General features: G+C 67.7%; 9 protein-coding genes and 1 pseudogene. 7 read left to right on the top strand and 3 right to left on the bottom strand.

Annotation, left to right across the window (positions count from 1 at the left end; genetic code table 11):
* From Q8Q88_RS24590 to Q8Q88_RS24600, 3 genes and pseudogenes are all read left to right on the top strand, one after another.
* Positions 1–288: pseudogene (locus tag Q8Q88_RS24590) on the top strand (ABC transporter ATP-binding protein); the annotation flags it as partial.
* Positions 288–2,075 (top strand): ABC transporter ATP-binding protein, encoded by a 1,788-nt coding sequence (locus Q8Q88_RS24595; RefSeq protein WP_305677812.1) that lies wholly within the window; start codon positions 288–290, stop codon positions 2,073–2,075. The pseudogene Q8Q88_RS24590 and the gene Q8Q88_RS24595, both read left to right, overlap by 1 nt.
* Before the next feature lie 55 nt (positions 2,076–2,130).
* Positions 2,131–2,931, top strand: a complete 801-nt coding sequence (locus tag Q8Q88_RS24600) for a 50S ribosomal protein L11 methyltransferase (RefSeq protein WP_305677813.1) — start codon at positions 2,131–2,133, stop codon at positions 2,929–2,931.
* Here Q8Q88_RS24600 and Q8Q88_RS24605 read toward each other — a convergent pair.
* Together Q8Q88_RS24605 and ppk2 are read right to left on the bottom strand one after the other, a co-directional pair.
* Positions 2,928–4,124, bottom strand: coding sequence for a winged helix-turn-helix domain-containing protein (locus Q8Q88_RS24605; RefSeq protein ID WP_305677814.1), 1,197 nt, complete (start codon positions 4,122–4,124; stop codon positions 2,928–2,930). The genes Q8Q88_RS24600 and Q8Q88_RS24605 overlap by 4 nt on opposite strands.
* Positions 4,125–4,139: 15 nt before the next feature.
* A complete protein-coding gene (gene ppk2, locus Q8Q88_RS24610; RefSeq protein ID WP_305677815.1) occupies positions 4,140–4,907 on the bottom strand; it encodes a polyphosphate kinase 2 in 768 nt (255 codons plus the stop codon).
* Between the two features lie 48 nt (positions 4,908–4,955).
* Between ppk2 and Q8Q88_RS24615 the strand changes: the two genes are divergently transcribed.
* From Q8Q88_RS24615 to Q8Q88_RS24625, 3 genes are all read left to right on the top strand, one after another.
* Positions 4,956–5,690 (top strand): 16S rRNA (uracil(1498)-N(3))-methyltransferase, encoded by a 735-nt coding sequence (locus tag Q8Q88_RS24615; RefSeq protein ID WP_305677816.1) that lies wholly within the window; start codon positions 4,956–4,958, stop codon positions 5,688–5,690.
* 68 nt (positions 5,691–5,758) lie between these two features.
* A complete protein-coding gene (locus tag Q8Q88_RS24620) occupies positions 5,759–7,117 on the top strand; it encodes a glutamate--cysteine ligase (RefSeq protein ID WP_305677817.1) in 1,359 nt (452 codons plus the stop codon).
* 2 nt (positions 7,118–7,119) lie between these two features.
* Complete coding sequence (locus tag Q8Q88_RS24625; protein ID WP_305677818.1) at positions 7,120–7,509, top strand: GFA family protein; 390 nt, start codon at positions 7,120–7,122, stop codon at positions 7,507–7,509.
* On the opposite strand, the gene Q8Q88_RS24630 is transcribed toward Q8Q88_RS24625, so the two are convergent.
* Positions 7,506–8,000, bottom strand: coding sequence for a DUF427 domain-containing protein (locus Q8Q88_RS24630; RefSeq protein WP_305677819.1), 495 nt, complete (start codon positions 7,998–8,000; stop codon positions 7,506–7,508). The genes Q8Q88_RS24625 and Q8Q88_RS24630 overlap by 4 nt on opposite strands.
* Before the next feature lie 179 nt (positions 8,001–8,179).
* Here Q8Q88_RS24630 and Q8Q88_RS24635 point away from each other — a divergent pair, with 179 nt between their 5' ends.
* Positions 8,180–10,057: a peptide MFS transporter gene (locus Q8Q88_RS24635; protein ID WP_305677820.1), complete on the top strand. Its 1,878-nt coding sequence runs from the start codon at positions 8,180–8,182 to the stop codon at positions 10,055–10,057.
* Positions 10,058–10,275: the final 218 nt, after the last annotated feature.

Raw genomic sequence — 10,275 nt, forward strand, 5'->3', positions numbered from 1 at the left:
GTGGCACATTCCAGGGCCTTCCTGGCCGACGCACCTAAACTGTTGCTGGAAGAGGCCACGTACTCTCTGGACGAGGAGACAGAGCGCCAGGTCCAGACGGCCATGGAGGAGCTGATGGTGGGCCGAACCACCATCGTCATCGCCCACCGGCTGCCGACCATCCGCGGCGCCGACCGCATCCTGGTCTTCGACCAGGGTCGCATCGTCGAGGACGGCCGCCACGCCGAGCTGATCGGCAAGGGCGGGGCCTATGCGCGGCTGCACGCCGTCACCGAGGGGATCGTCTAGTGACCGAGCACTACGAAGATACCGACGACCAGCCGCAGCGGGTGCTCTCCAACGGCCAGGTGCTGGGCTTCATCGCCCGGTTCTGGCTGCGGCGGCCGGTGCTGCTCACAGCCTGCGTGGTGCTGACCCTTGCCTCGGTGGGGTTCGACCTGGCCCTGCCCTGGGCGGCGGGGGAGCTGGTCGACGCCGTGGCGGCCGGCCCCTCGCGGGCCGAGCTCGCCTGGAACGCCTGGGCGATCTTCGTGGGCGTCTACCTGGCCTTCGCCATCATCCGCAACATCAGTTTCCGGTTCTGGAATCCCCTGGCCGCGGCCAACATGAAGGAGATGACCGACGAGGGCTTCAAGCGGGTCCAGTCGTTCTCGTCCGACTGGCACGCCGACACCTTCGCGGGCTCCACGGTGCGGCGGCTCAGCCGCGCCATGTGGGGCTATGACATGGTCTCGGACTCCGTGGTCCTGTGGCTGGGCCCCGCCATGCTGGTGCTGTTCGGCCTGTCGGGGGTGATGATCGCCCGCTGGCCTAGCGTCGGCCTGTTCTCCCTGGCGGTGGTGGTGATCTATGTCGCCTCAAACCTGATCCTGACGGCCAAGTATGTGCGGCCGGCCAACCTCAAGTCGGTGGCCCTGGACAGCCGCATCGGCGGGGCGCTCGCCGACTCCATCTCGTCCAACCCGACCGTGAAGTCCTTCGGGGCCGAGCACCGGGAGGAGGCTCGGATCGGCGGCATCACGGCGCTGTGGCGACGACTGACGCTCACCACCTGGACCCGGTTCATCAATGTCTGGCTGTGGCACAACCTGTTGCTGGTGGTGTTGCAGGCGGGGCTGACCGGCCTCCTGCTGCGGCTCTGGGCCCAGGGGAACGCCACCGCCGGCGACGTGGCCTTCGCCATCACGTCGTTCATGCTGATGAGCGGCTATCTGCGCAATATCGGCGAGAATGTCCGCATGATGCAGAAGGGCCTGGACGACGTGGAGGACGTGGCGCGCTACGCTCGGACACCGCCCCAAGTGCTGGACATTCCCAACGCGCCGGCCTTCGCGGGCGAACTGGGGGAGATCGTCTTCGACAGGATCACCTTCCGCTACAAGTCGGCGGAGGAGCCGCTCTACCGCGACTTCACCCTGCGCATCGCGCCGGGCGAGCGCGTGGCCCTGGTGGGCCCGACGGGAGCGGGCAAGTCGACCTTCGTCAAGCTGATCCAGAGGCTCTACGACCTGCAGGACGGCCGCATCCTGATCGACGGCCAGGACATCGCTACGGTGAACCAGGGCGGCCTGCGCCGCGCCATCGCCGTGGTGCCGCAGGACCCGGCCCTGTTCCACCGGACCATCGCCGAGAACATCAGCTACGCCCGGCCCGAGGCGACGGACGAGGAGATCGCGCTCGCCGCCAAGCGAGCTCGCGCCCACGACTTCATCGCCAAGCTGCCGGCAGCCTACCAGACCCTGGTGGGCGAGCGCGGGGTGAAGCTGTCGGGCGGGGAGCGCCAGCGGGTGGCCATAGCCCGCGCCTTCCTGGCCGACGCCCCGATCCTGGTGCTGGACGAGGCGACCTCGTCCCTGGACGTCGAGACCGAGCGCCAGGTCCAGGCGGCGATGGAAGAGCTGATGGTGGGTCGTACGACCATCGTCATCGCCCACCGGCTCTCGACCATCCGCGGCGCCGACCGGATCCTCGTGTTCGAGGAAGGCCGCATCGTCGAAGAGGGTCGCCACGCCGAGCTGGTGAAGAAGGGCGGTACCTATGCCCGGCTCCACGCGGTGACCGAGGGAACGGCCTGACGGCGCTCGCCCATCGGTGCTAGATGTCGGTCATGATTCCGGGCCGAGGCGCGTCATGACCTATGCGGAGCAAGTGGTTCAGTGGCTGCGCGAGCGGCTGGACCGCGACCCGCCGCTCAGCCAGCCGCAGGAGCTCAACATGGCACTGCGGGTGTTGGCCCTCTGGCGGGCCTCGGCCATCGTCGACGCCTATGTCCGCCACCACGGCCAGGTGATCCTGCAGGGGCCATTCGCCGGCATGTCCTATCTGCGCACCGCCACCGAGGGCGCGCTGGCGCCGCGGCTGCTGGGAACCTACGAGTCCGAACTGCATCCCCATATCGAGGCCTTCGCCCAGCAGGGCTTCGAGACCGTGATCGATGTGGGTTGCGCCGAGGGCTACTACGCCGTGGGCCTGGCCCGGCTTATGACGCACGCCACGATCTACGCCTACGACATCGAGCCCAAGGCCCGCGCCGCCTGCGAGGCGCTGGCTGAGGCAAACGGGGTCGCCGATCGGGTCATGGTCGGCGAGACCTTCGTCCCCACCGGCTTCGAGGCCTTCGAGGGCCAGAACTGCCTGGTGCTGATGGACGTGGAGGGCGCCGAGGACGACCTGTTGCGCCCCGACCTCTCGCCGGCGCTCGCGGGCATGACAATCATCGTCGAGACCCACGACGTCTACCGGCCGGGCAATCTCGCGCGGCTGGTCGAGCGCTTCACCCCCACCCACGACATCGTCCGCCTGGACACCCAGCCCAAGACCCTGCCCCTGCCGGATTGGCTGGCGCAGTCGGGCCACCTCGACCAGCTCCTGGCGGTCTGGGAATGGCGCATCAAACCGACCCCATGGCTGGTGATGACGCCGAAGGTCTAGCCCACGGCCGCCGCCAGCCGCGCGGCCAGATCACCCTTCGGCGCGACCTGCACCTGGTCCAGGCCCAGCCAGCCGGCCATCAGCTTCAGTTCCGCCGCCAGAAGGTCCGGGGTCGCCGCGTTCGCGCCCGGCTCGGAATGGGCCGACTGCACCGCCAGCACGCCCCTCTTGCGCTCGGCCTTAAGGTCGACGCGGGCGGTGAGCGCCTCGCCCTGCAGGAAGGGCAGGACATAGTAGCCATGCACCCGCTTATGGGCCGGGGTGTATATCTCTAGCCGGATGCGCGCGTCGAACAACCGCTCTGCGCGCTCGCGGAACCAGATCAGGTTGTCGAAGGGCGAGAGCAGGGCGTTGGCGGCGACCTTGCGCGGTCGCCGCGCGGCGGGGTCAAGATAGGCCGGCTGGCCCCAACCCTTCACTGTCACCGGGGCCAGGTCACCCATCTCCACCAGCTCGGCGATGCGCGCCTTGGTCTCGGCCACCCCCATGCGGAAATAGTCGCGCAGGTCGCGCTCGGTGGCCACGCCCTGGGCGCGGGCGGCGATGCGGATCAGCTCGCGCTGGGCGTCCTGGCGGTCCGGTGTCGGGGTCTCGCGGATCGCCCTGGGCAGCACCTTGTCGGCGATGCCGTAGACCCGCTCAAAGGTCCCGCGCCGGGTGGCCGCCGTCAGGTCGCCGATCCAGAACAGGCACTCCAGCGCGCGCTTGCCCTCGCTCCAGCCCCACCAGCCCTTGGCCCCCTTGGCGCCCAACTCCAGTTCCGAGGCTGGCATGGGCCCGCGGGTCTCGATCTCGTTCAGCACCCGGTCGATGAAGTCCGGGTGGGTCCGCAGGAACCGCGCGATCCCCGTCCAGGTCCCGACGCCCTCGCGGGCGTCGTCCATCCGCCAACGGAACAAGGGGTGGGTCGTCGCCGGCAGCAGCGAGGCCTCATGGGCCCAGTACTCGATCAGGGCAGGCTTCTTCCCCCAGGCGACGTCGTCCAGCACGGGCCGCGGATAGGCGCCCAGGCGTGAGAACAGCGGCAGGTAATGGGTGCGCGACACCACATTGACCGAGTCGATCTGCAGGACGCCCAGCCGGTCGATGGTCTTCAGCACGTGGCGCCTGCCCGGCGCGGCAGGCCGCCGGTCGGCGAAGCCCTGGGCGGCCAGCGCGATGCGGCGGGCCTCCCGCGCCGAGATCTGTTCCACCCCCGTTTGGCTCCGCTACCTGTTCAACCGGCCATCGGAGATGGCGGCGATCTCGAAGGGAAACAAGATCGCCGGATCGGGCTTGGCGACCTTCTTGGCGATCTTCTCGGGGGCGATGGCGTCGATCACGTGGCGCATGATGTTGAGGCGCGCGACCTTCTTCTTGTCGGTCACCACGCACCTCCAGGCCGCGGCGGCGCTGTGGGTGCGGGTCAGCATCTCGTCGCGGGCGTCGCTGTAGTCGTCCCACTTCGCCTGGGCGACGTCATCCAGGGGACTGGTCTTCAACGCCTTCAACGGGTCTTCGCGCCGTTCCTTCAGCCGTTCGGCCTGCTCCTCGCGGCTGATGTCGAGCCAAAGCTTCACCAGCTTTATCCCACTCTCGACCAGCATCTCCTCGAAGTGCGGCACGTCGCGCAGGAAGACCTCCTGCTCCTCGGGCGTGGAGAACCCCATCACCTTCTCCACGCCGGCCCGATTGTACCAGGAGCGGTTGAAGATGATGATCTGGCCCGCCGCCGGCAGATACTGGACGTAGCGCTGGAAGTACCACTGGCTGCGTTCCACCTCGGTCGGCTTGGGCAGGGCGATGACCCGCGTGTATCGGATCGAGAGGTGCTCGATCATCCGCTGGATGGCGCCGTCCTTGCCGGCCGCGTCCCGGCCCTCGAAGATGATCAGCACCTTTTCGCCGCTCTCCATGGCCGCCTGCTGATAGCGGACCAGGGCCAGCTGCAGGGCGGTGAGTTCGGCCTCGTAGGCTTCGTTGTCGAGCTTCGCCATGTCGTCAAACTAGTCCTGATCCCGTTCCCCCGGCTAGAACCTCAATCCATGATCCGCTTGTTCGTTTCCGCAGACCTCACCCAGGGCCAGGCGCTCGCCCTGGACCCCGGCCAAAGCCGCTACCTCACCGCCGTGATGCGCCGGGTGGTCGGCGACGAGGTGCTGGTGTTCAACGGCCGCGACGGCGAGTGGCGCGCGGTCATCGAGGTCTCGGGCAAGCGCGGCGCGATCCTGCGGCTCACCGCCCTGGAGCGGCCTCAGGCCCTGGCGCCTGACGTCGACCTGCTGGTGGCGGTGGTCAAGCGCACGCGGGTGGAGACCATCGTCGAAAAGGCCGCCGAGCTGGGCGCCCGCCGCGTCCGGCTGGTGATCACCGAACGCACCAACGCCGAGCGCGCGCGGATCGACCGCCTGCAGATCATCGCCGCCGAGGCCGCCGAGCAGACCGGCCGCATGGACGTGCCGCAGATCCTGGAGCCTGTGAAGCTCGCCAAGCTGCTGGCCGAATGGGACCCGCCGCGACGGCTGTTGTTCTGCGACGAGGCGGGTGACGCCAAGCCGGTGCTGGCGGCCCTGGACGGCGTCCCGCCCGCGCCCTGGGCCATACTGATCGGGCCGGAGGGCGGCTTCTCGCCGGCCGAACGCGCGACCCTGCGCGGCTTGCCCTACGCCGTGCCAGCCGCCCTGGGGCCTCGGATCCTGCGGGCCGACACAGCGGCCATTAGCGCGCTCACCCTGTGGCAGGCGGCGCAGGGAGACTGGCGGGGGCTTGAGCTTTCCTGATTTGCGCCCACCTGTTTGAACAGCGTAAAGATCGCCGCCGTTTCGGTATGGGCTTGGGGGAGATTGAGATGGCCGACGTCGTGACGGACGACCGACCCCTCGCAGTAGAGGATATCCTGGCTTGGTTCGAGGCCGGCTCGAAGCCGGCTGACCAGTGGCGCGTGGGCGCCGAGCACGAGAAGTTCGTCTTCCGCCTGGGCACGCACGCGCCGGTTTCCTACGCGGGCCCCGCGGGGATCCAGGCCCTGCTGAACGGCCTCACCCGGTTCGGCTGGAAGGGCGTCTACGAGGGCGAAAACGTCATCGCCCTCGAACGCGGCAAGGCCAATGTCAGCCTCGAGCCAGGCGGCCAGTTCGAGCTGTCGGGCGCGCCGCTGGAGACCATGCACGACATCTGCGAGGAGACCGGCGTCCACCTCCAGGAGGTCAAGACCGTCGCCGACGAGCTGGGCCTGGCCTTCCTGGGCCTCGGCTTCACGCCGATCTGGCGGCGCGATGACGTGCCGATCATGCCCAAGGGCCGCTACAAGATCATGCGGGAATACATGCCCAAGGTCGGCAATCTCGGCCTCGACATGATGTTCCGCACCTGCACGGTGCAGGCCAATCTCGACTTCGGCTCCGAGGCCGACATGGTGGCCAAGTTCCGCACCAGCCTGGCCCTGCAGCCGATCTGTACGGCCCTGTTCGCCAATTCCCCCTTCATCGAGGGCAAGCCGTCGGGCTTCCTGTCGGCCCGCGCCAACGTCTGGACCGACACCGATCCAGACCGCACCGGCATGTTGGATTTCGTCTTCGCCGATGGTTTCGGTTTCGAGACCTACGCCCAGTACGCCCTCGACGTGCCGATGTATTTCGCCAAGCGGGACGGCAAGTATGTCGACCTCTCCGGCAAGTCCTTCCGCAAGTTCATGGCCGGCGAGCTGGCCGAGCTGCCCGGCGACCGCCCAAGCCTCAAGGACTGGGCCGACCACACCACCACCGCCTTCCCTGAGGTGCGGCTGAAGCAGTACCTGGAGATGCGCGGTGCGGATTCCGGGCCCTGGAGCCGCCTCTGCGCCCTGCCGGCCCTGTGGACCGGCATCTTCTACGATCAGGCGGCGCTGGCCGCGGCCTGGGACCTCTGCAAGGACTGGCAGGTCGAGGACCACGAGCGGCTGCGCGCCGACGTGGCGCGGCTGGGCCTGAAGGCCAAGGTCGGGGGCCGTAGCGTCCAGGACGTGGCCAGCGACATGGTCGCCATCGCCCGGCAGGGTCTGAAGAACCGCAACCGCCTGAGCGGCGGCCTGGTCGACGAGACCGGCTATCTGGCCGAGCTGGAGGAGATCGCCGACAGCGGGATCACCCCCGCCGAGCGCCTGCTCGAGCTGTACAACGGCCGCTGGCAGGGCGACGCGAGCAAGGTCTTCGAAGAGTTCGCCTACTGACCATGCCGCGTGGGTCCTGCCACTGCGGCGCGGTTCGCTTCCAGGTCGACGCCGAGATCGTGGAGCTGACCACCTGCGACTGTTCGCTGTGCGTCAAGAAGAACGCCGTCATGGCCAAGGTGCATGAAAGCGCCCTGACCATCCTGGCCGGCGAGGAACTGCTGTCGCTCTATCGATGGAATACGCGGCGGGCGAAGCACTACTTCTGCAACCGCTGCGGGATCTACACCTTTCACCGCAAGCGCGCGGCCCCCGACCACTACGGGGTCAACGTCTTCTGCCTCGACGACTTCGATCTGGGCGCTATCCCTATCCGCGCGACGGAGGGCGTCGGGATGAGCTTGGCGCCAGAGGGCGCGCGGGCCGAGTGGCCCGGCCCGCGCGAAGCCTAGACTCCCCCGGGGCGGGGCGCGTCTTCGCTCGGCGGCCAGTGGGTCTGCTGGCTGGATCCAGAGCCGGAGTCGGTGTGCAGGATCACCTCGTCGATGGTCTTGGTGTGGTGGTGGGCCGGATCGACGACGTCGTCTTCCACCGCATAGACCTCGACCTTGTCCGGATAGAAGGCCAGTCGGCCGCGGATCTGCTCCATGGCCGGGTAGGGTTCCTCATAGGTCCAGACCGCGTTCTCGGCGAAATGGCCGTCCATGAGGATCGTGTAGTAGGCGGCGTCGCCCTTGTACGGGCAGTGGGTCGAGCGGTCGGTCTTGGAGAAATATTCCATCGAGACGTCGCCGCGCGGGAAGTAGATCACCGGCGGATAGTCGGCCTCGCGCAGGACCAGGGCGTCGCCGCTGTCGGCGATCACGTGGTCGTCGAACATCGCGCGCCAGCGTGTCGTGGCGGGGGCGATGGTGATCGGATGGTCCGGGCCGGGAATCTTCATGGGACGCTCCTCCTTTGAACGGATAACGCCTGAGATGGGGACGCGGGTCCCGCCGCCACAAGGGCAGGCTTGCTTGTGCTTGGCCTTAACGCGTGATCTTCTCCCGCCAAACTAGCCCGGCGGGGGGAGAAAACACCCCGGGGAGCGCCGGCCGTCCAAGGATTGGAAGAACCGCCCTCATGAATATCGTTATCCTGCTGGGGATCCTCGTCACATTGGCGACGGGGATTCCGGTGCTGCTGCAGTTGCTGAAGACCCACCCGAAAGGGTTGATGATCCTGTTCTTCGCCGAGATGTGGGAGCGGTTCTCCTACTACGGGATGCGCGGCATCCTGATCTTCTACCTCACCCAACACCTGCTGTTCGACGATGAGGCCGCCGGCGCCCAGTACGGGTCCTATACGAGCCTGGTCTATCTGCTGCCGTTGATCGGCGGCCTGCTGGCCGACCGCTATCTGGGCACCCGCAAGGCCGTGGCCTTTGGCGCCCTGCTGCTGGTCGCCGGCCACATGACCATGGCCCTCGAGGGCAGTCCAACCACCCAGACCCTAGTCTATCAGGGCCAGAGCTACGCCGTCGCCGCCGAGGGCCGCATGGAATCGCGTTCGGTCAAGCTGATGGTCGGCGAAAAGGCCTATGACTTCGGACCGGTCGCCAGCGGCGGGCTGGAGATCAAGAACCTCGAGCCCGGCGCGCCGCTGCCGCCGGTCCTGGCCGAGGGCAGCTACACCATGGTGAAGAAGAGCGACCCTATGGGGGTCAACGCCTTCTACCTGGCGGTCTCGCTGATCATCATGGGCGTCGGCTTCCTCAAGCCCAACATCTCCACCATCGTCGGCCAGCTCTATCCGCAGGGCGACCCTCGGCGGGATTCCGGCTTCACCCTCTACTATTACGGCATCAATCTCGGCGCCTTCTGGGCCGCGGTGCTGTGCGGCCTGCTGGGCCAGAATGTCGGCTGGTGGGCGGGCTTCGGCCTGGCCGGAGTCGGCATGGCGCTGGGTTGGGTGGTCTTTGTCCTGGGCAAGCCCCTGCTGCAGGGAAAGGGCGAGCCGCCGAACCCGGAACGCCTCAAGGAGCCGCTGGTCGGCCCGATCAACCGCGAATGGCTGATCTATCTGGGCGGCCTCCTGGGCGTCATCCCGATCTGGCTGCTGGTGCAGCGCAACGACCTGGTGGGCTGGGGGCTGACCCTTTCCACCCTGGCGGCGCTCGCCTTCATCGTCTGGTTCATCGTCAAGAAGTGCGACAAGGTCGAACGCGAGCGGATGATGCTCGCCATGGTGCTGATCTTCGGCGCGGTGGTGTTCTTCACCCTCTTCGAACAGGCCGGCACCTCGCTCAACCTGTTCGCCTCGCGCAATGTCGATCTCTCGATCACAAGCCAGGCGACCAGCTTCCTGGGCCTGCCGATGGGCAGCGCCGACCAGCTCGCCGCCGTCGGCATCCAGCCCGCCAACTGGTGGTCCTGGATCGACACCGGCATCGGGGCGGCCCAGACCCAGTCGTTCAACGCCGGCTTCATCCTCATCTTCGCGCCGATCTTCGCGGTGATGTGGACCTGGCTCGGCCAGCGCGGAAAGGTCCTGGACCCCACCTTCACCTTCGGCCTCGGCCTGATCCAGGTGGGCCTGGGCTTCCTGGTGGTGGTTTGGGCGGCCGGCGCGGGCATGACCGATTCGGCCTTCCGCATGCCGCTGATCATCCTCGGCATGCTCTACCTGCTGCACACCACGGGCGAGCTCTTCCTGTCGCCGGTGGGTTTGTCGGAGATCACCAAGCTTTCGGTCGCCTCCATCGTCTCGTTCATGATGGCGGTCTGGTTCCTGTCGTCCTCCATCGCTCAACTCGTGGGCGGCCGGATCGCGGGTCTCATGGGCACCGAAACCATCGGCGGACAGGTGCTGGATCCGGCCGCGGCGCTGGCTACCTCGCTCGACGGCTTCAACAAGCTGGGCTGGGTGGGGGTGGGCTGCGGCGTCGCCTTCGTCGTCGCCAGCTTCTTCATCCGGCACTGGGCGCACGGGGCCGGGGTCAACAAGCACCCGGAGCTCTAGGGGCGGCCTCCGCCTGAGAACGGAAAGGGCCGGGCGCGCGAGCGTCCGGCCTTTCTCGTGGGGGCCGGGCAGAGACCCTAGAGCGTTTCCCGCGCCTGTTGAATCGAATGTGATTGGGGTGTGGATTCCCGAGCGGGCCGAAGCGGTGGAGTCTCCTGTTGGCTTGGACAGGAGGTTTGGGTGGCGCGGGCTTATTCGGAAGACCTTCGGATCCGGCT

The organism is Phenylobacterium sp. (assembly GCF_030697925.1).
In the GTDB taxonomy this organism is placed as follows: domain Bacteria; phylum Pseudomonadota; class Alphaproteobacteria; order Caulobacterales; family Caulobacteraceae; genus Phenylobacterium.

Excerpts from the sequence above, each read along its gene's own strand:
- Q8Q88_RS24600 (WP_305677813.1), top strand. The coding sequence starts at position 2,131 with ATGACCTATGCGGAGCAAGTGGTTCAGTGGCTGCGCGAGCGGCTGGAC.
- ppk2 (WP_305677815.1), bottom strand. The coding sequence starts at position 4,907 with ATGGCGAAGCTCGACAACGAAGCCTACGAGGCCGAACTCACCGCCCTG.
- Q8Q88_RS24615 (WP_305677816.1), top strand. The coding sequence starts at position 4,956 with ATGATCCGCTTGTTCGTTTCCGCAGACCTCACCCAGGGCCAGGCGCTC.
- Q8Q88_RS24620 (WP_305677817.1), top strand. The coding sequence starts at position 5,759 with ATGGCCGACGTCGTGACGGACGACCGACCCCTCGCAGTAGAGGATATC.
- Q8Q88_RS24625 (WP_305677818.1), top strand. The coding sequence starts at position 7,120 with ATGCCGCGTGGGTCCTGCCACTGCGGCGCGGTTCGCTTCCAGGTCGAC.
- Q8Q88_RS24630 (WP_305677819.1), bottom strand. The coding sequence starts at position 8,000 with ATGAAGATTCCCGGCCCGGACCATCCGATCACCATCGCCCCCGCCACG.
- Q8Q88_RS24635 (WP_305677820.1), top strand. The coding sequence starts at position 8,180 with ATGAATATCGTTATCCTGCTGGGGATCCTCGTCACATTGGCGACGGGG.